The sequence below is a fragment of the Bradyrhizobium sp. CCBAU 53340 genome (assembly GCF_015291645.1).
In the GTDB taxonomy this organism is placed as follows: Bacteria; Pseudomonadota; Alphaproteobacteria; order Rhizobiales; family Xanthobacteraceae; genus Bradyrhizobium.
On record NZ_CP030055.1, the window covers coordinates 7,373,722 to 7,393,576 of the forward strand.

Genomic DNA, 19,855 nt, shown 5'->3' on the forward strand with positions numbered 1-19,855 from the left:
CTGGAAAAGCTCTAAGAAGATGCGGCCCTTTTGGTCAGTTCCGTCTTAGGTTTTGCCGATGGATTACGCCCAGTTCTTCACTTCCGCCCTCGATCGCCTCCATTCTGAACGGCGCTACCGCGTGTTCGCCGATCTGGAGCGCACCGCCGGCCGGTTCCCGCACGCGGTCTGGCATTCGCCCAAGGGCAAGCGCGACGTCGTGATTTGGTGTTCCAACGATTATCTGGGCATGGGCCAGCACCCGAAAGTGGTCGGCGCCATGGTCGAGACCGCAACCCGGGTCGGCACCGGCGCAGGCGGCACCCGCAACATCGCGGGCACGCATCATCCGCTGGTGCAGCTCGAGGCCGAGCTTGCCGACCTGCACGGCAAGGAAGCGGCGTTGCTGTTCACCTCGGGCTACGTCTCGAACCAGACCGGCATCGCCACCATCGCCAAGCTCATTCCGAACTGTCTCATCCTTTCCGATGAGCTCAACCACAATTCGATGATCGAGGGCATTCGCCAATCCGGCTGCGAGCGGCAGGTGTTTCGCCACAACGATCTCGCGCATCTCGAGGAGCTGCTGAAGGCGGCCGGTCCGAACCGGCCGAAGCTGATCGCCTGCGAGAGCCTTTATTCCATGGACGGCGACATCGCCCCGCTCGCCAAGATCTGCGATCTCGCCGAAAAATATAATGCGATGACCTATGTCGACGAGGTCCACGCCGTCGGCATGTACGGCCCGCGCGGCGGCGGTATTGCCGAGCGGGACGGCGTCATGCATCGCATCGACATCCTCGAAGGCACCCTCGCAAAGGCCTATGGCTGCCTCGGCGGCTACATCGCAGCGAACGGCCAGATCATCGACGCGGTGCGCTCCTATGCGCCGGGCTTCATCTTCACCACGGCGCTGCCGCCGGCGATCTGCTCGGCAGCGACCGCGGCGATCAAGCACCTGAAAGCCTCGAGCTGGGAGCGCGAGCGCCATCAGGACCGCGCCGCCCGCGTCAAGGCGATCCTCAGCGCCGCCGGTCTGCCCGTGATGTCGACCGACACCCACATCGTGCCGCTGTTTGTCGGCGATCCCGAGAAATGCAAGCAGGCCTCCGACCTCCTGCTCGAAGAGCACGGCATCTACATCCAGCCGATCAACTACCCGACCGTGCCCAAGGGCACCGAGCGCCTGCGCATCACGCCCTCGCCCTATCACGATGACGGCCTGATCGATCAGCTCGCCGAGGCGCTGCTGCAGGTGTGGGACCGGCTGGGGCTGCCGCTGCGCGAGAAGTCGCTGGCGGCGGAGTAGTCTTCGCTTCCACCCCCTCCCCTGGAGGGGGGAGGGTCGCTTCGCATGTAGCGAAGCAAAATGCGAAGCAGGATGGGGTGACAGTCCCTCCACCTCGAACACTGCCCGCGTGGAGAGATCACCCACCCCGCTCGCGCTTCGCGCGATCGACCACGGGCGAGCTATGCTCGTCCCGGACCCCTCCAGGGGAGGGTAAGCGCCAGCGCCGCCTGCTCGCACCTTAACGACATCAGCAGTTCCGGCGCCCGCTGGCCATTTCGCTGTCGCCTCCACCCCGCCAACGCGCTAGATTTGCAGGGAAAATGAGATCGGGCGCCGCTTGCGCGCCTTAGGAAGATCGGGCGCCACCGCGCCATGGGAGAAGCACGCTCGCCATGCTGCACGACTGGGGCGTGATTGCCGCCGCCTTCGGCTATATCGGTTTCCTGTTCCTGGTGGCGAGCCATGGCGACCGCCGCTCGTCGGCCAAGCCCGGCCGCGCGTCCGGCCTGATCTATCCGCTGTCGCTGGCGATCTACTGCACCTCATGGACCTTCTTCGGCTCGGTCGGCTTCGCCACCCGCACCTCGACCGACTTCCTCGCGATCTATGTCGGCCCGATCCTGATGATCGGGCTCGGCGCCGGCGTGCTTCGCCGCGTGATCCAGCTGGCGAAGGCGCACAACATCACCTCGATCGCCGACTTCATCGGCGCGCGCTACGGCAAGAGCCAGGCGGTGGCGGCAACGGTGGCGCTGATCGCGATCATCGGCTCGGTGCCCTACATCGCGCTGCAGCTCAAGGCGGTGGCGTCCTCGCTCGAGGTCATCCTGAGCGAGGACCAAGCGTTCTCCCACATCCCGATCCTCGGCGACATCGCGCTGATGGTGACGCTGGCGATGGCAGCGTTCGCGGTGCTGTTCGGCACGCGGCAGACCGACGCCACCGAGCATCAGCACGGCCTGATGCTGGCGGTCGCAACAGAATCCATCGTCAAGCTGACTGCCTTCCTCACCGCCGGCATCTTCGTCACCTTCTGGATGTTCTCGCCGCATGAATTGATCGAGCGCGCGATGAAGACGCCGGAGGCGGTGCGCGCCATCGGCTATTCGCCGTCGATCGGCAACTTCCTCACCATGACGCTGCTGTCGCTGTGCGCGATCATGCTGCTGCCGCGGCAGTTTCACGTCAGCGTGGTGGAGAATTCCGCGGACGCCGAGGTCAGCCGCGCGCGCTGGCTGTTCCCGCTCTATCTCTTCGCCATCAATGTATTCGTGATCCCGATCGCGCTTGCCGGCCTCGTCATCTTCCCGTTCGGCGCCGTCGATCCCGACATGTACGTGCTGGCGCTGCCGATGGAGGGCGGCGCCGGGCTTCTCAGCGTCGCCGTGTTCGTCGGCGGCCTGTCGGCGGCCACCGCGATGGTCATCGTCGAATGCGTCGCGCTCTCGATCATGGTCTCGAACGACCTCGTGGTGCCGCTGGTGCTGCAACGCCGCCCCGAGGGCCGCACCGGCACCAGCGATTTCGGCGATTTCCTGCTGCGCTCGCGGCGGCTTGCCATCTTCGCCATCATGGTGATGGCCTATTTCTACTATCGCGCGCTCGGCAACACCCAGCTCGCGGCGATCGGCCTCTTGTCCTTTGCTGCCATCGCACAGCTGGCGCCCAGCTTCTTCGGCGGCCTGTTGTGGCGGCGCGCGACCGCGCGCGGCGCCATCGGCGGCATGCTGGTCGGCTTCGCGGTGTGGCTCTACACGCTGTTCATGCCGAGCTTCATGGATTCCTCGACCGCGGGCATCCTGCTGCTCCAGCACGGCCCGTTCGGCATCGAGGCGCTGCGGCCGCAGGCGCTGTTCGGCGCGGATTTGCCGCCGCTGATGCATGGCGTGGTCTGGTCGCTCTCGCTCAACATCCTCACCTATGTGCTGTTGTCGCTGGCGCGGCAGCCATCGTCCATTGAACTCGTGCAGGCCGATCTGTTCGTGCCCAACACGCTCGCCCCGATTGCTCCGAACTTCCGCCGCTGGCGCACCACCATCACGGTGCAGGACATCCAGAGCACGGTCGCGCAATATCTCGGGCCCGATCGCGCCCGGCATTCGTTCGAGGCGTTCTCGGCACGGCGCAACATGCGGCTGGAATCCGGAGCACCCGCCGATTTCGAGCTGCTGCAACACGCCGAGCACCTGATCGCCTCGTCGATCGGAGCTGCGTCCTCGCGCATGGTGATGTCGCTGCTGTTGCGCAAGCGAACCGTCTCCGCGAAAGCCGCGCTGAAGCTGCTCGACGATTCCCATGCGGCGCTGCACTTCAACCGCGAGATCCTGCAGACCGCGCTGAACCATGTGCGCCAGGGCATCGCGGTGTTCGACGCCGATCTGCAATTGATCTGCTCCAACAGGCAGTTCGGCGACCTCCTCAACGTGCCCCCGCATTTCATCCAGTTCGGAACGCCCTTGCGCGAAATCCTGGAATTCATGGGCGTGAGCGATCCGGCCGGCGAGAGTGACCGTGAGGCCATGATCGAGCAGCGGCTCGTGGCCTACACCACCGACAGCGAGCCCTATCTCGAACGTCTGCCCGAGCGCCACATGGTGATCGAGGTGCTCACCAACCGCATGCCCGGTGGCGGCTTCGTCATCACCTTTACCGACGTCACGCCGACCTTCGAGGCTGCCGAAGCGCTGGAGCGTGCCAATGCGACACTGGAAAAGCGCGTGCGCGACCGCACCGAGGAACTGACCCGGCTCAACTCGGAGCTGGCGCTGGCCAAGAGCAGCGCCGAAGATGCCAGCATCTCCAAAACGCGCTTCCTCGCCGCCGCCAGCCACGACATTCTCCAGCCGCTGAATGCGGCGCGGCTCTATGTCACGAGCCTGGTCGAGCGCCAGCATAATGGCGAGGAGACGCGGCTGGTCGAGAATATCGACGAATCGCTGCAGGCGATCGAGGAGATCCTCGGCGCGCTGCTCGACATCTCCCGGCTCGATGCCGGCGCGATGGCGACCTCGATCTCGAGCTTCAAGATGGCCGATCTGATGCGCTCGCTGGAGATCGAGTTCGCCCCGATCGCGCGCGCCAAGGGCCTCGACCTCACCTTCGTGCCCTGCTCGCTGCCGGTCGAGTCGGACCGGCTGCTGCTGCGGCGGCTGCTGCAGAACCTGATCTCGAACGCGATCAAATACACCCCGCGCGGGCGCGTGCTGGTCGGCTGCCGCCGTCACGGCGCCTCGCTCAAGATCTGCGTGTACGACACCGGTGTCGGCATCCCCGCGGTCAAACGCGGCGAGATCTTCAAGGAATTCCACCGCCTCGAGCAGGGCGCGCGAATCGCACGTGGGCTCGGGCTGGGACTCTCGATCGTCGAGCGGCTGGCACGCGTGCTCAATCACGGCATCACCATCGACGCCAATGCCGGCGGCGGCTCGCTGTTCTCCGTGTCGGTCCCAACGGCGAAGGCGGTGACGCTGACCGCCGCGGTGACCAGCGCAACGCCGCTGGCACGTACGCCGATCGCAGGCGCGCTGATCGTCTGCATCGAGAATGACGCGGCGATCCTCGACGGCATGCGGACGCTGCTGAAAGCCTGGGATGCCGAGGTGATCGCGGTGGCCGATCCCGAAGGCGCGATTGCTGCGATCGAGGCCGCCGGCAAGCGTGTGACCGGTCTGCTCGTCGACTACCACCTCGACCGCGGCAACGGCATCGCCGCCATCCGCGACATCCGACGCCGCTTCGGCGACAGCATCCCCGCGATCCTGATCACCGCGGATCGCAGTCCGGCCGTGCAAAGCGCTGCGCGCGACGAGAAGATCGCGGTGCTGAACAAGCCGGTGAAGCCGGCTTCGCTGCGCGCCCTGCTCGGGCAATGGCGGACGCAGCAGATGGTGGCGGCGGAGTGAGGCGCCCTGTTGATCAATAGTCCGTCGAGACGCTGAGCGCGCGCCACTTCTCCAGCTCTTCGAGGCGTTGCCGGTCCATGGCGGCGATGGCGCTCACGGCATCGCTGCCGAGTGCGATCCGCTGCGGCGGTTGATCCATTCCCGCAACCTTCAGCACCACGGCGGCCGCCTTCGCCGGATCACCCGGCTGGCGGCCGTCATAGTCCCGCTGCATCCTGACAGCTGCGCCGACGACCGCGTCGTACTCCGGCCGGCCTTCATCCGTGTCATGTGCGGCTTGGGCAAAGCCTGTCCGGAAGCCGCCGGGCTCGACGATGGTCACGTGCACGCCGATCAGGGCCATCTCACGGGCAAGCGATTCCGAGAAGCCTTCGATCCCCCATTTCGCGGCCGAATAGGCCGCGCGCGCCGGCGCACCGATCCGGCCGCCCACCGACGAGAGTTGCGCGATGTGTCCGCGGCGCTGCCGGCGCAACACGGGGACCGCAGCTTTCGTGACGATGACGGTCCCGATCAGATTAGCGTCGATCTGCCGACGGAACGCCTCCAGGCTGGTGTCCTCGACCGATCCGAGGTCGCCATAGCCAGCGTTGTTGACGACAACATCAATGCCGCCGAATGCCTCGACGGCAAGGCCGATCGCAGCTTCCGCCGCAGCCTCGTCGGTCACGTCGAGTGTCGCGAGTCGCAGCCGACCGCCAGAGCGTCCGAGCAACGGTTCGAGCGACCCGAGCGTACGGGCCGTCGCAACCACCTGATCTCCCGCTGCGAGCGCGGCTTCCGTAATCGAACGCCCGAGTCCTCGCGCGCTACCGCTGATGAACCATGTCTTCACCGTGAGGCCTCCGAGGTTCAGGGCGCGAGCCGCGTGAAGACGTAGTCATGGCCCTTGGCGCGGGCTTCATGGCAGGCGAAGCAGGTCCGGTGCTGCGCTTCGTCCACCGGCTTGCCGTTCACGAAGCGGCCAAAGCCCCAGCCACCGGTCGCGGCGTATCTCTTGGAGTCCTTGACCATGACCTGGACCGTGGTGGCAGCGCCCGGAATGGTCGCGGATGCAAAGTCGGGAGACTGCGTGCGCTTCCAGGCACGCTTCACCAGGATGGTGCCGTCGGGGAACGGAAGCCTGCCGCCCTGATAGGCATCGACGGCGGTCTGGTTGCCGACGACGGCACGCAGCTCATCGAGCGGCGCGGCCTCCTCGGCCGGCGCGATCAGCTCCCACTTCTTATAGCTCTCGGGAATCGTGACGCCGAAGATCGGCGAAGCGTCCGCCGCCGCAGGACCCTCGGCGAGTGCGATCGAGACCAGATACGGCGCGCAGGCCAGGAGAACGACGAGCAGGAGTACGGCCAGCGCGATGGCCGTGATCGTGGACTTTTTCTTTTCAGATTCGATTGACGGCATGATTTTTCTTCAAGTTGAGATCGCGACCTCTCCTCGGTCCAGCCGCGCTGGACCGAGGCTTCAAGCGCGCGCTCAGGCGCCGCCGTCGGCATCTATCACGGCCTTGGCAAAGGCCTGCGGCGCTTCCTGCGGCAGGTTGTGACCGATGCCGCCGGTGATCAGGCGATAATCGTAGCGGCCGGAGAACTTCTTGGCGTAGGCGCCGGGATCGGGATGCGGCGCGCCGTTGGCATCGCCCTCCATCGTGATTGTGGGCACGCTGATGATGGGAGCTGCCGCGAGCTTCTTCTCGATCTCCTCGTACTTGGACTCGCCCTTAACAAGACCGAGTCGCCAGCGGTAATTATGGATCGAGATCGCGACGTGATCCTTGTTCTCGAAGGCCTTCGCGCTGCGGTCGAAGGTGGCATCGTCGAACTTCCACTGCGGCGAGGCCAGCTTCCAGATCAGTTTTGCGAAATCATGCGTGTATTTCTCGTAGCCGGCGCGGCCGCGCTCGGTCGCGAAATAGAATTGGTACCACCATTGCAGCTCGGCCGCCGGCGGCAACGGCGCGCTTCCCGAAGCCTGGCTCGAGATCAGATAGCCGCTGACCGACACCAGCGCGCGACAGCGCTCCGGCCACAGCGCGGCAATGATATCGCAGGTACGCGCACCCCAGTCGAAGCCGGCAAGGACGGCCTTCTTGATGTCGAGTGCATCCATCAGAGCGATGATGTCGGCGGCCAGCGCGCCCGGCTCGCCATTGCGCAGCGTCTCGCTGGAGAGGAAGTTCGTCGAGCCGTAGCCGCGCAGGTAAGGGATGATGACGCGATAGCCGGCCTGAGCCAGGATCGGCGCGACGTCGACGAAGCTGTGAATGTCGTAGGGCCAGCCATGGAGCAGGATCGCCACGGGGCCGCTGGCGGGACCGGCTTCCGCGTAACCGACGTTGAGAACGCCGGCATTGATCTGCTTGATCGTGCCGAACGACGCGTTCGATGCGGAGGGTGGCGGCGCCTCGGTTGCGGCGCGCGCGAGGTCGATCACGCCGAGACCGACGGCGACGGTCCCGGCTGCGACGCCGAGGAACTGGCGGCGATGCGGGTCGATCAACTGTGTCATGGTCGGGGTCCTGTTGATGGTTGTCGTAGTAGTCAGATCAGATCGACGGTCACGTCGATGTTGCCGCGAACGGCCTTGGAATAGGGACAGGTCTGGTGCGCCTCATCGATCAGATCGCGTGCGACCTCGCGATCGAGGCCGGGCAGGCTGACACCGAGGCGCGCCCTGAGCGCGTAGGCGCCTTCGTCGAGGACGAGGTCGATTTCCGCATCGATCGCGCCTTTGCTCGGAAGCACGATTTTCCGCTTGCGGGCCGCGATCTCCAGCGCACCTTCGAAGCAGGCGGACCAGCCGGCTGCGAACAATTGCTCGGGATTGGTACCGATTCCCGCGCCGCCCGGCGGCGACAGCCGCACGTCGAGACGACCGTCAGAACTGCGGGACATGCCGTCCTGGCGGCCTCCCGTGGTATGGGTCCGGGCCGTGTAGAGCAATTTTTCCGTTTGGCTCATGAAGAGGTCTCCTTGCCGTTACGCAAGTGACTATCAGCATGTTACGCCGGGCACCCGTTTGGAGTTGTGAGATGTTGTGAGCCTGACAGGGAACCCATCGTGAGGCCAGCAAACGCGGCCTGATGCCACTGCAAAGGTGGCCTTGCGGGATCACTGCGCGCTGGCTATCCGGTTCTGCAAGTGAGCAAGATTTCGTGATGACCGAGCCGACCGGGCCTGCCGCAACAACACTCTCTTTCGGACCATTCACCGTGACGCCGCATGAGCGCCTGGTGAGGCGCGACGGCGTTGTGCTGCCGATGGGTGCCAAGAGCTTCGACACGTTGCTCGCACTGATGTCCCGGCCAAACGAGGTGGTCAGCAAATGGGATCTGATAGGCCTGGTCTGGCCCGGCATGCGCGTCGAGGAAACCAACCTGCGCTTCCACATCGCAGCGCTGCGGAAAGCGCTCGGCGACGGCAAGGACGGTGCGCGCTACATCACGACGCTGTCGGGGCGCGGCTATTGCTTCGTGGCGCCGATCTCGCAAGTCGGCGCTCGCGCCGAACCACGCCGCGCTCCGCAGGCCGAATTGCCGCCCGTCAAGCTACCCAATCGATTGCAGCGGATGGTCGGTCGCGATGATGCCATCGCCACCGTCTCGGACAAGCTCACCACATCCCGCTTCGTCACGATCGTTGGCCCGGGCGGCGTCGGCAAGACCGCCGTCGCTGTCGCAATCGCGCATGATCTGCTCGCGACATTTGCGGAGGCTGCACACTTCGTTGATCTGGCCGCGCTCAGCGATCCCGATCTCGTGATCACCTCGCTGCTGCTGATGCTCGGTCTGCCTGATCAGACCGACGATCCGATGCCCGCCTTGCTTGCGCATCTGCACGACAAGCGCACGCTGCTGATCCTGGACAATTGCGAGCATGTGATTGCGACGGCGGCGCCGCTGGCTGCCGAGATATTTCAAGCCGCGCCGCAGGTCCACATCCTGGCGACGAGCCGGGAAGCCCTGCGCGTCGAGGGCGAGCAGGTCTACCGGCTGGCGCCGCTGGCCGTTCCGCCCGATGATGTCGCGCTGACGGCTGCGGTCGCCCGCACCTATCCCGCGCTTGAGCTCTTCCTTGAACGCGCAAAGGCGAGCGGCGCTCAGATTGCGCTCGACGATTCCAATGCCGCGATCGCCGCGCGCATCTGCCGGACGCTCGACGGCATGGCGCTCGCGATCGAGCTCGCCGCCGGCCGGGTCGAAGCCTATGGCCTCGAGCAGACTGCATCATTGCTCGACGAGCGCCTCAATCTGCTCTGGCAGGGGCAGCGGACCGCGCCGCCGCGGCAGAAGACGCTGCAGGCCACTCTGGACTGGAGCTATGGGCTCCTATCCGGAGTCGAACGCCTCGTGCTGCGCCGGCTTGCAATTTTCGCCGGCCATTTCACCATCGACGCCGCGCTCGAGGTCGTCCCCGACGAACAGGTCGATCGCGCGCTTCTGTTCGACGCCATCGACAGCCTCGTCGCCAAATCGATGGTCGCGCCGCGGCCCATCGGCGCGATGATGCGCTACCGTCTGCTCGACACCACGCGCGCCTATCTGCTCGGGATCGCGGACGGCGGATCGACTCTCGCCGCCCGCCATGCCTCCTACTACCGGCGATGGCTGCTACAGGCCGGCACCAGATGGGCGACGGTGCCGAGCGCCGACGAGCGCGCCATCCACTTCTCGGCGCTTCACAACGTGCGCGCCGCGCTCGACTGGTGTTTTGGCCCGAACGGCGATGCCGGCATCGGCATTGCGCTCGCCGCGGCGGCGGCCCCGATCTTTCTTGCGATGTCGCTGCTGACTGAATGCCGCCGCTGGTCCGAGCGGGCGCTGCTTGCGATCGATCCCTCTAGGCGCGGCAGCGCCGATGAGATGCACCTTCAGGCCGCGCTCGGGCTGACCTCGATGTTCACGCACGGTGGCAGCGACGCTGCGCGCAGCGCATTGACGCGAGCCCTTGCCATTGCCGAGACGCTCGGCGATGCGCCGAACCAGCTCCAGCTGCTCGGCCGGATGCACATCTTCCACGAGCGGATCGGTCAATTCGAGACTGCGCTCGACTACGCGCGACGGAGCCTCGTCGTCGCCGAGGGGCTCGGCGATGCCGTCTCGCTCGGCCTCGCCCAGTCGCTGCTGGGCGTCTCGCTGCATCTCGGCGGCGAACATCGCGACGCCGCGAGGATGCTGGAGGCCGCCTGGCGCGGTCCCGGCACGGAACGGATCAGCACGGTCTACGGCTTCGACCACCGCAACCGCGCCGGCATCTCGCTGGCGCGTGAATTGTGGTTGCAGGGACGCCCCGAGCAGGCCCGACAGCTGGGGCAGCAGACGGTCGCTGAAGCCGCGCAGATGGATCATCCGATCACGCTCTGTATCGCCCTGATCTGGGCAGTTTCGATCGATCTTTGGAATGGTGACCTCGATGCTGCCGACGAGAACATCGACCGCTTCATTGCGCACGCCGAGTCGCGCTCGATGGGGCCTTATCTCGCGGTCGGCAGAGGCGTCAAAGGCGAACTCGCCATCCGGCGCGGCGACGCGAAGGGTGGCGTCGAGACGATCGAGCGCAGCCTGCAGGAACTGCACGAGTCCGGCTACGAGCTGCTGACCACGACCTTCAACATCGCGCTGGTTCAAGGGCGTCTTGCGCTCGGGCAGGCCGAGCAGGCCGCGCAATTGATCGACAATGCGATCGATCTCGTCGCACAGAGTGGCGATCACTTGTATATGCCCGAGCTGTTGCGGATGAAGGGCAAGGTCCTGCTGTCCCAGGCACAGCCGGACATCGCGGACGCGAAACGTCACGTCACGGAAGCGCTGGAGCTGAGCCGCCGCACCGGTGCGAAAGCCTGGGAGCTGCGCGCCGCGCTCGATCTCGCGACGCTCATCACCGATCGCGGGGAAGCCAAGCGATTGCTGGAAGCCGCGCTCGAAGGTTTTGCTGATGGCTCCGAGACGGCGGATATCAAGGCGGCCAAGCAGATTTTGGAGAGATTATAGCACGCCGGGACTGAGCTGCATTGTATCAGTTCCGTCATCCTGAGGTGCGAGGCATGGGACGCAAGGCGTCCCATGGGGAGCCTCGAAGGATGCACGGCCGAGCTGATGCAGCCGGGCCGTCGCCCCTCGAGGCTTGCTCTGCGGCGCTCCGCGCCCCTCAGGGTGACGGTGATGGTATGATCGAGCGCTACGCCGTTACCCCGTGGGGGTCCCCTGCTTCCACTGGCCGCCGGCGATCTTGGCGGCGGCGATCACCGCCTGGGTGCGGCTTTCGACGCCGAGCTTTTGCAGGATCGCCGAGACGTGGGCCTTGATGGTCGCCTCGGAGACGCCGAGCTCGTAGGCGATCTGCTTGTTGAGCAGTCCCTCCGACAGCATCATCAGGACCCGCACCTGCTGCGGCGTCAGCGTCACCAGACGGTCGCGCAGGCGCGTCGTGTCGGGGTCGGCGGCGGCTGACAGGTCGGTGTCGGCGGGAACCCAGACGTCCCCCTCCATCACCTTGAGGATGGCATCGCGCAGCGTCTCGACGCCGAACCGCTTCGGAATGAAACCGGAGGCGCCGAAATCGAGCGAGCGGCGGATCGTGGCGCTGTCGTCGGAGGCCGAGACGATCACGACCGGGATCGCCGGATATTGCGCGCGCAGATAGATCAGGCCGGAGAAGCCGGAGATGCCGGGCATCGAAAGATCGAGCAGGACCAGATCGACGTCGGAGGTCTGTTCCAGAAGCTTCGTCAGATCCTCGAACGAGCCGGCCTCGTCGATCTTGGCCGTGGAGAGGACGCCCGCCACCGCCTGCCGCAGCGCGTCGCGGAACAGCGGATGGTCATCGGCGATGACGAGATGGGTGGAAGGAGCGTTCATCGATCTCTTGCTGTCGTTCGTCACTGGGCCAGTAGTCCGGACCGGTGCAATGGTCAATTCTTCCCCGACCGGCCGTGGCATGCAAGGGCACATTATTCCTTTGCCAGAAAGGGGTTAATCCCAAGTCATAGACGACGGCGCTGCACTATAGATCCTCACCGTCAGTTGCGTGTCAGTGCGAAAGGCCGAAAGTCGTATTGGGACCGCTTTCACGCCGATGTTACCTTGGGGACAAGACCTGGGTTGATCCGGCATGTCCGGACAGCCGGGACGCGAGGAAATGAATTCGGGGAGCGCATTCACGATGTCCACAATGGCTGCAACGTCGGCACGATCGGCCGGCATGACAAAGGATGAGCGGTTCGTCATCCTCGCCTCGTCGCTAGGTACCGTCTTCGAATGGTACGACTTCTATCTCTACGGATCGCTGGCCCCGATCATCGGCGCGCAGTTTTTCTCTGCCTATCCGCCGGCAACCCGCGACATCTTCGCATTGCTGGCCTTTGCCGCAGGCTTCCTGGTTCGCCCCTTCGGCGCAATCGTGTTCGGCCGCGTCGGCGACATCGTCGGCCGCAAATACACCTTCCTCGTGACCATCCTGATCATGGGTCTGTCGACCTTCATCGTCGGCCTGCTGCCCAGTGCGGCAACCATCGGCTTTGCCGCTCCGGTGATCCTGATCGCGTTGCGCCTGTTGCAGGGTCTGGCCCTCGGCGGGGAGTATGGCGGTGCTGCGACCTACGTCGCCGAGCATGCCCCGCATGGCAAGCGCGGCTATTACACCTCCTTCATCCAGACCACGGCGACCATGGGCCTGTTCCTGTCGCTGCTGGTGATCCTGTTCACCCGCACCGCGACCGGCGAGACGGACTTCGCGGCCTGGGGCTGGCGCATCCCGTTCCTGGTTTCGGTGCTGCTGCTCGGCGTGTCGGTGTGGATCCGGTTGCGCCTCAATGAATCGCCGATCTTCCAGAAGATGAAGGAAGAGGGCAAGAGCTCGAAGGCGCCGCTGACGGAAGCTTTCGCCAACTGGCAGAACGGCAAGCTCGTGCTGCTGGCGCTGCTCGGCGGCACCATGGGCCAGGGCGTGGTCTGGTACACTGGCCAGTTCTACGCACTGTTCTTCCTGCAATCGATCCTCAAGGTCGACGGCTATACCGCCAACCTGCTGATCGCGTGGTCGCTGCTGTTCGGCACCGGCTTCTTCGTCGTGTTCGGCGCACTGTCCGACAAGATCGGCCGCAAGCCGATCATCCTCGGCGGCTGCTTGATCGCGGCACTGACCTTCTTCCCGATCTTCAAGATGATCTCCAGCAACGCCAACCCCGCGCTGGAAAAGGCCATCGAGGCCACGAAGGTCGAGGTGGTGGCCGATCCCGCGGGCTGCGGCGACCTGTTCAACCCGGTCGGCACCCGTGTCTTCACCGCGCCTTGCGACACTGCCCGCGCCTTCCTCGCCGCCTCGTCGGTCAAGTACTCGACGAGCGCCGGCCCGGCCGGCTCCGGCGTCAAGGTCATGGTCAACGGCAAGGACATCGCCTATCCGGACGCGAAGGCGGGCAACCCGGCGATCACCGCGGCGATCGCGGCGGCGGGCTATCCCAAGGCGGGCGACCCCGGCATCGTGAAGATGTCCAACCCGTTCGACATCTTCCGTCCGCAGGTTGCGGCGATCATCGGCCTGCTCTTCGTCCTGGTGATCTTCGTCACCATGGTGTACGGCCCGATCGCGGCGATGCTGGTCGAACTGTTCCCGACCAAGATCCGCTATACCTCGATGTCGCTGCCCTACCACATCGGCAATGGCTGGTTCGGCGGCCTGTTGCCGGCGACCGCATTCGCGATCGTGGCCTCGACGGGCGATATCTATGCGGGTCTCTGGTATCCGATCGTGTTCGCGGTCATCACCGCCGTGGTCGGTTTCCTGTTCCTGCCCGAGACCAAGGACGTCGATATCCAGTCGACCTGATTGCTCGCTGGCCGGCACGAGGCCAGCAGCGTCCAAGCGAACCGGCCGCGGAGCGATCCGCGGCCGGTTTGCTTTTGAGGCTATCGATTGCTGCCGATGAATTGCAGCACGACCTCGCGCCGGTGCGGACGGGCGCGATGTTCGATCAGATAGATCGCCTGCCAGGTGCCGAGCGCGAGCTTGCCGTTCAGGATCGGGACCTGGAGCGAAGCCCCTGTCAGCATCGTCTTGACGTGCGCGGGCATGTCGTCCGGCCCTTCGGTGTCATGAGTCCAGGGTACGTTCTCGGGCGCGAGGCGCGAGAGCGCCGTGGTGAGATCGACCAGCACGGACGGATCGGCGTTTTCCTGGATCGTCAGCGAAGCCGAGGTGTGGCGAATGAACAGCGTCAACGCCCCCTCGCCCGCGCGCGCCTCGTTGATGAATTTTGCGACCTCGCCGGTGAGATCGGTGAAGCCGCGGCCGGGCGTCTGCACAGTGAGCAGCGACGAGACGATCGTGGTGGCTTGCACCGAAGATGGCGCCGAGCGGGTCATGGATTTAGCGGACGTCATGAATGTCTCTCAACGCGAAAGCTGCCGTAGGGTGGGCAAAGCGACTTGTCCGCCGTAGCTTGAAGAGCGAAGGCGGAAACGTGCCCAAGAATCCACGCAACGATAATCAGATGGTGGGCATGGCGCGATGCGCCTTAGCCCACCCTACGAGAGCTCAACGCGCGGGCACAGCCGACGGCTCCTCAAATCTTCCCCGACACGTCCTTCTGCACGCGATTGGCCATGTCGATCAGCCGGCGCCAGGCCTTTTCCAGGAACGACATCATGCGATCCATGTCCTGGTCGCTCGGCAACGGTATCTCGAGCTTGCGCTCGCCTTCGGCGACCTTTGGTTCCCGTGCTTGCGGCTCGGCCTTCTTCAGGGGATCGGATTTGGGCAGCGCCTCGTCGATCTTGCCTGAGACGGTCGGCCCGGCCGCGAGTTGTCCCTTCAGCTTCTCGACCTCGGCCTGGAGCCGGCCGATCTCGGCATCGAGTGCGGAGCGCTCGTCAGGCACCGTGTAGCAGGCCCAGCCGGCACCGTTCTTGGTGCAGGTCGAAACTGCGCCGGTACGGGTATCGAGCCGAAGCGCCCCCTCCGGGATGGGCGTCATGCTGTAGCGGCCGTTGTCGCCGTCGGGGGCCGATTGCGCGGCAGCCACGCCGCCGCTGACGATCGTCGCCACAGCGATGCCTGCCGCAAGCCATGATGTTGTGGATGATTTCACCGGTCTCATCGTGCTCTCCGCCACGCCGCGTGAGGTGGCGCATCGGAGGAATTGTACACCCCGGCGGGCGACGGCGCATCGCCGGCCCGCTCGAATCCGCTTCCAAAACCGCATCCGCGACATCAACGGGGGCCGCAGTCTGTTTGATCCCCAAAGCTGCGGCAAAATGTCGGCCATATCGGCGGATCGCGCGAGGAGCTGCTGCGGTGCGGCGTCACGCTGTGTGCAGCGCTGGCGTGCAAGGCAATATCCGCAATTAAATCAGATACATAAACGAACACGACGCGATCGTGACTTGGCTTGACTTGATTATGTGCGGTCAGTATGGTCCGCGCGGCTTTTGAGGGTGGCGGGCGTAATTTCCATTCAACCGCAGCGTTTCGGGTCTTCGTGGCATGGCTCAGGACACGGGACACGGCGAGAATGGAAATCGCGATAGATCGCCTGAGGAAGCTGCGCTTTCCGAACGGCTCGGAAGTCTTGATCAGCGGTTGTCCGAATTTCGCGACCGCCACGTCAAGACCGAGCAACCCGCAGGTGACGGTGGAGACGGAGCGGCCAGAGCCTCGGCGATGGCGCTTGGTTTTCGGTTATCCTCCGAGTTGGTCGCCGGTGTCGCGGTCGGAGCGGGGATTGGTTGGGGTTTCGACCGCTTGCTGTCGACGTCGCCCTTCGGATTCATCGTGTTCCTGCTGCTGGGCTTCGTGGCCGGCGTGGTGAATGTGGTGAGATCGGCGGGCGCGGGCCAGAACAGGCGGGGTGGTTCTTAAAGCCAATCCGACACGAGGAGAGGAATTGTCGCGCCGGCTTCGCCGGTGCGGGCCGGCCCGGCCGGCAGACCGAGACCCGCCGGCATTGCCCGGCAGACCAAGAGATGCCGCGCCGATGAAAATCGATCCGATCCACCAGTTCAACATCGAGCCTCTCTTCACGATCGGCCAGATCGGCCATCACACGATCGCCTTCACCAATTCATCGCTCTACATGCTGGTGGCCGTCGCCATCATCTCGATCCTGATGCTTGCCAGCGGCACGCAGCTGGTTCCGGGCCGCCTCCAGTCGGTCGCCGAAATCTCCTACGAGTTCGTAGCCAGCACCATCCGCTCGACCGCCGGCGCGGAAGGCATGAAGTTCTTCCCGCTGATCTTCTCGCTGTTCATGTTCATCTGCGTTTCGAACCTGGTCGGCATCATTCCCTACACCTTCACGATCTCGAGCCATCTGATCGTCACCGCAGGCCTGGCGCTCCTGGTCTTCTTCACCGTGCTGATCTACGGCGTCGCCAAGAACGGCGTGAAGTTCTTCAAGATTTTCGTTCCCCACGGCGTCCCCGCCTACGTCCTGCCGCTGGTCATGTTCATCGAGGTCCTGTCGTTCTTCCTGCGGCCGGTCTCCCACAGCATTCGTCTGTTCGCCAACATGCTGGCCGGCCACATCGCGCTGAAGGTGTTCGCGGGCTTCGTCGCCATGCTGGGCTTCTCGCTCGGCGCCATTGGCTGGGTTGGCGGCGTGCTGCCGCTGGCGCTCACCATCGCGCTGTACGCGCTCGAGATTCTGGTCGCGTTCCTGCAAGCCTATGTGTTTGCGATCCTGACCTGCATCTACCTCAACGACGCCATTCATCCGGGACACTAAGCGGTCCGGGGAATTTCCACCCACAACCCAATCTTTCTTCCAAGGAGTCTAAAATGGATCCGGCAGCAGCAAAACTTATCGGCGCGGGCATCGCGTGCATCGGCATGGGCGGTGCGGGCGTCGGCGTGGGCGTGATCTTCGGCAACTACCTCGCCGCAGCCGTCCGCAACCCGTCGGCCGCTCAGGGCCAGTTCGGCAACCTGATCTTCGGCTTCGCCGTGACCGAAGCGCTCGGCATCTTCTCGCTGCTGATCGCGCTGCTTCTGCTGTTCGTTTTCTAAAGAACGACTTCTTCCGCGCCGCTTCATCCGAAGCGGCGCGTGACAGCAACAGGAGTACTCCATGGCCGAGAGTCATGGCGGGGCGAAAGCTCCGGCGACCGACGCCCACACCGAAGCCGATGGCGGTCATCACGGCGGCGGCTTCCCGCCGTTCGAGAGCAGCACCTTTGCGTCGCAGCTGGTGTCGCTCGCGATCTTCTTCGTCGCGCTTTACGTGATCGTGGCCAAGCTCGCTCTGCCGAAGGTCGGCGGTGCGATCGAGGCGCGTCAGAGCAAGATCGAGGGTGACCTCACTGAGGCACAGGCGCTGAAGGACCAGTCCGAGGCGGCGCTGAAGGCCTATGAAGGCGAGCTCGCTGCGGCGCGTTCGCGGGCGCAGGCGATCGGCAACGAATCGCGCGACAAGGCGAATGCGCAGGCGGATGCCGAGCGCAAGTCCCTGGAAGAGCAGCTGGCGGCCAAGCTCGCCGAGGCGGAGAAGACCATCGCCTCGACCCGCGCGACCGCCATGGGCAATGTCCGCGGCATCGCAGCCGATGCGGCCGGCACCATCGTGCAGCAGCTCACCGGCGTCGTTCCCGATGCGGCGTCGGTCAATGCCGCCGTCGATGCGTCCTTGAAGGGTTAGTCGATATGTTCTTCGATCCTGAAACCTGGGTCGCCGTCGCCTTCGTCATCCTGATGGTCGTGTTCGGCTATCTCGGGATCTTCAAGTCGGCGATGACTGCGCTCGACCATCGCGCCGCCCGCATCAAGGCCGAGCTCGACGACGCGACGCGTCTCAAGCAGGAAGCCGCCAAGGTGCTGGCCGACTACAAGGCGCGCAGCGCCTCGGCCGAACGCGAGGCCGCCGACATCATCGCCAATGCCAAGTCCGAAGCAGAGCGCATCGCGACCGAGGCCAAGGCGAAGATGGAAGATTTCGTCGCCCGCCGCACCAAGACCGCGGAGAGCAAGATCGCGCTCGCCGAGGCCCAGGCGCTGGCCGATGTCCGCGCCGCAGCCGCGGAAGCCGCCGTGCAGGCCGCCTCCACGATCCTGTCGCAGTCGGTCAAGGGCCAGGTCGCCGACGATCTGCTCGCCAAGGGCATCACCGAGGTTCGCCAGAAGCTGAACTGAGGGCAGACGCCTCACCCCATCAAGAAGCCGGCGCGGATAGCGCCGGCTTTTTTGTTGGGCGAGGAACTTTCGTGTCCCGGACGCGGCGCGGCATGCAATGACGCGACGCAGAGCCGGGACCCATGCATCCGCGGCTTCTGGGCCCCGGCTCTGCGACGCACCGCTTACGCGCTGCGTCGCGTCCGGGGCACGAGACCTGCCGCCTACTTCTTCTTCCCCCGCGGCTTCGGCTCGGGCGAGAGCGCCTGCGGGTCGAAGCCGACATAGAAGATGTAGGAATCGGCGACCGCGGCCGACGGCACCGGATAGGAGAGATCCTCCGCGACGAAGGTGAAGGGGACGCTGCCGTCCTCGGACATCGCAACCGTGGTCCGGTAGGCCTTCGAGGCGATCACCTTCTCGCCGACGCCGCCCTGCACCACCGCGATGCGCAGCGGAACCTCGACCGAGGGAGGGGCACCGGCGGGGCCGGCAATGACGCGGCCCTGGATGCCGATGCGTGCGGTGATCTCGCTGCCGTTGCGGATGCATTCGCGCGCCATCTTGGTGATGGAGGCCTGGAAGCGCACATCGTTGCCGACGGCCGGCTTGCCTGTCGCGCCGACGCCATAAGTGGACGCACCGGCGCGCACCGTCACCTGGGGACAGTCGACGTCGTCGTCGGCCTGCGGCTGGCCCGGCGCGGGCGCCGGTTTGGGCTGGGCGGGCTCGTCGGACTTGCCACCGAACAGGCTCTTGAATCGGTCCGTCAGCGACTGCGCGGCGACCGGCGAGACAGTCGCCGATACCATCGACAGCGCAAGCGCAATCACCGCGCCCCGCCGCAGCGCATTCCGCAATGATCGAAGCTCATTCATGAACGGCAGCACTCCATGACAATCCCGGCGGATGGCCGGTTTGTGCGGGTTATATCGCCAATATCGGCGATCCCAAGGCGATAAAAAAGTGGACTTTGGCCGCAGAAACGGCCCGGCTCAGCCGCGGAAATCCTCATGCAGCAGACCGAACAGCAGATGGTCCTGCCAGATCCCGTTGATGCAGAGATAGCGGCGCGCCAGCCCCTCGCGGGAGAAGCCGCATTTCTCCAGCACCCGGATCGAGGGCGCATTGGAGGGGATGCAGGCGGCCTCGACCCGATGCAAATTGAGCTCGCCGAACAGCGTCGGCAGCAGCACCCGCAGTGCCGCCGTCATGTAGCCGCGATGGGCATGGGGCTGGCCGACCCAATAGCCGATGGTGCCGGCCTGAACGATGCCGCGCCGGACATTGGCGAGCGTGATGCCGCCGACCATGGCACCGTCGAGCTCGCGGAAGATCAGAAACGGATACGAGCGGTCCGCGGCGATGTCCTCGGAATAGCGGCGCAGGCGACGGCGGAAGCCCGAGCGGGTCAGATCGTCCGACGGCCAGATCGGCTCCCACGGCGTCAGGTAATCGCGGCTGGCCTCGCGCAAATGCGCCCATTGCAGGAAATCCGACATCTGCGGGGCGCGCAGCAACAATCCGTTACCGCGGGGGGCGAGGGCAGCGGGTCCACTGGATGGCAGGCGAAAGAGGGCCAT

The 19,855-nt window shown here is 65.2% G+C and carries 18 protein-coding genes; 9 read left to right on the forward strand and 9 right to left on the reverse strand.

What is annotated here, in order from left to right:
- Positions 1-58: 58 nt before the first annotated feature.
- Complete coding sequence (gene hemA / locus XH89_RS34975; RefSeq protein ID WP_194464820.1) at positions 59-1,288, forward strand: 5-aminolevulinate synthase; 1,230 nt, start codon at positions 59-61, stop codon at positions 1,286-1,288.
- Positions 1,289-1,662: 374 nt separating this feature from the next.
- Positions 1,663-5,172 (forward strand): hybrid sensor histidine kinase/response regulator, encoded by a 3,510-nt coding sequence (locus tag XH89_RS34980; protein ID WP_194464821.1) that lies wholly within the window; start codon positions 1,663-1,665, stop codon positions 5,170-5,172.
- A gap of 13 nt (positions 5,173-5,185) precedes the next feature.
- Here the strand turns inward: XH89_RS34980 and XH89_RS34985 are convergent, their stop codons facing one another.
- The 4 genes from XH89_RS34985 to XH89_RS35000 form a co-directional block, all read right to left on the reverse strand.
- Positions 5,186-6,007, reverse strand: coding sequence for an SDR family NAD(P)-dependent oxidoreductase (locus tag XH89_RS34985; protein WP_194464822.1), 822 nt, complete (start codon positions 6,005-6,007; stop codon positions 5,186-5,188).
- 17 nt (positions 6,008-6,024) lie between these two features.
- Entirely contained in the window at positions 6,025-6,576 is a 552-nt protein-coding gene (locus XH89_RS34990) for a cytochrome P460 family protein (RefSeq protein WP_194464823.1), read from the reverse strand.
- A 72-nt stretch (positions 6,577-6,648) separates the two neighbouring features.
- The gene (locus XH89_RS34995) at positions 6,649-7,680 is read right to left on the reverse strand and encodes an alpha/beta fold hydrolase (RefSeq protein WP_194464824.1); all 1,032 of its coding nucleotides are present in this window, start codon (positions 7,678-7,680) and stop codon (positions 6,649-6,651) included.
- A gap of 32 nt (positions 7,681-7,712) precedes the next feature.
- On the reverse strand, positions 7,713-8,132 hold the full coding sequence (locus XH89_RS35000; protein WP_194464826.1) for an organic hydroperoxide resistance protein: 420 nt from the start codon (positions 8,130-8,132) through the stop codon (positions 7,713-7,715).
- A 197-nt stretch (positions 8,133-8,329) separates the two neighbouring features.
- Between XH89_RS35000 and XH89_RS35005 the strand changes: the two genes are divergently transcribed.
- Positions 8,330-11,161 carry a winged helix-turn-helix domain-containing protein gene (locus XH89_RS35005; protein WP_194464827.1) on the forward strand — a complete coding sequence of 944 codons (2,832 nt, stop codon included), beginning with the start codon at positions 8,330-8,332 and terminating at the stop codon, positions 11,159-11,161.
- Positions 11,162-11,356: 195 nt separating this feature from the next.
- Here XH89_RS35005 and XH89_RS35010 read toward each other — a convergent pair whose 3' ends face one another.
- Positions 11,357-12,028 carry a response regulator transcription factor gene (locus XH89_RS35010; protein ID WP_194464828.1) on the reverse strand — a complete coding sequence of 224 codons (672 nt, stop codon included), beginning with the start codon at positions 12,026-12,028 and terminating at the stop codon, positions 11,357-11,359.
- Positions 12,029-12,371: 343 nt separating this feature from the next.
- On the opposite strand from XH89_RS35010, the gene XH89_RS35015 reads away from it, so the two are divergent.
- Entirely contained in the window at positions 12,372-13,997 is a 1,626-nt protein-coding gene (locus tag XH89_RS35015; RefSeq protein ID WP_194464829.1) for an MFS transporter, read from the forward strand.
- Positions 13,998-14,077: 80 nt separating this feature from the next.
- Here the strand turns inward: XH89_RS35015 and XH89_RS35020 are convergent, their stop codons facing one another.
- Both XH89_RS35020 and XH89_RS35025 read right to left on the reverse strand, forming a co-directional pair.
- On the reverse strand, positions 14,078-14,551 hold the full coding sequence (locus XH89_RS35020; RefSeq protein WP_194464830.1) for a secondary thiamine-phosphate synthase enzyme YjbQ: 474 nt from the start codon (positions 14,549-14,551) through the stop codon (positions 14,078-14,080).
- A 182-nt stretch (positions 14,552-14,733) separates the two neighbouring features.
- The gene (locus tag XH89_RS35025) at positions 14,734-15,267 is read right to left on the reverse strand and encodes a hypothetical protein (protein ID WP_194464831.1); all 534 of its coding nucleotides are present in this window, start codon (positions 15,265-15,267) and stop codon (positions 14,734-14,736) included.
- A gap of 386 nt (positions 15,268-15,653) precedes the next feature.
- On the opposite strand from XH89_RS35025, the gene XH89_RS35030 reads away from it, so the two are divergent.
- The 5 genes from XH89_RS35030 (at position 15,654) to XH89_RS35050 (ending at position 18,293) form a co-directional block, all read left to right on the forward strand.
- Positions 15,654-16,028: an AtpZ/AtpI family protein gene (locus tag XH89_RS35030; RefSeq protein ID WP_194464832.1), complete on the forward strand. Its 375-nt coding sequence runs from the start codon at positions 15,654-15,656 to the stop codon at positions 16,026-16,028.
- Positions 16,029-16,143: 115 nt separating this feature from the next.
- Positions 16,144-16,893: a F0F1 ATP synthase subunit A gene (locus XH89_RS35035; RefSeq protein ID WP_194464833.1), complete on the forward strand. Its 750-nt coding sequence runs from the start codon at positions 16,144-16,146 to the stop codon at positions 16,891-16,893.
- Positions 16,894-16,946: 53 nt separating this feature from the next.
- Entirely contained in the window at positions 16,947-17,174 is a 228-nt protein-coding gene (locus tag XH89_RS35040) for a F0F1 ATP synthase subunit C (RefSeq protein WP_018643436.1), read from the forward strand.
- Between the two features lie 61 nt (positions 17,175-17,235).
- The gene (locus tag XH89_RS35045) at positions 17,236-17,802 is read left to right on the forward strand and encodes a F0F1 ATP synthase subunit B' (protein ID WP_194464834.1); all 567 of its coding nucleotides are present in this window, start codon (positions 17,236-17,238) and stop codon (positions 17,800-17,802) included.
- Positions 17,803-17,807: 5 nt separating this feature from the next.
- Entirely contained in the window at positions 17,808-18,293 is a 486-nt protein-coding gene (locus tag XH89_RS35050) for an ATP F0F1 synthase subunit B (protein ID WP_194464835.1), read from the forward strand.
- Positions 18,294-18,496: 203 nt separating this feature from the next.
- On the opposite strand, the gene XH89_RS35055 is transcribed toward XH89_RS35050, so the two are convergent.
- The gene (locus tag XH89_RS35055) at positions 18,497-19,150 is read right to left on the reverse strand and encodes a hypothetical protein (protein ID WP_194464836.1); all 654 of its coding nucleotides are present in this window, start codon (positions 19,148-19,150) and stop codon (positions 18,497-18,499) included.
- 117 nt (positions 19,151-19,267) lie between these two features.
- Positions 19,268-19,855 (reverse strand): GNAT family N-acetyltransferase, encoded by a 588-nt coding sequence (locus XH89_RS35060; protein WP_194464837.1) that lies wholly within the window; start codon positions 19,853-19,855, stop codon positions 19,268-19,270.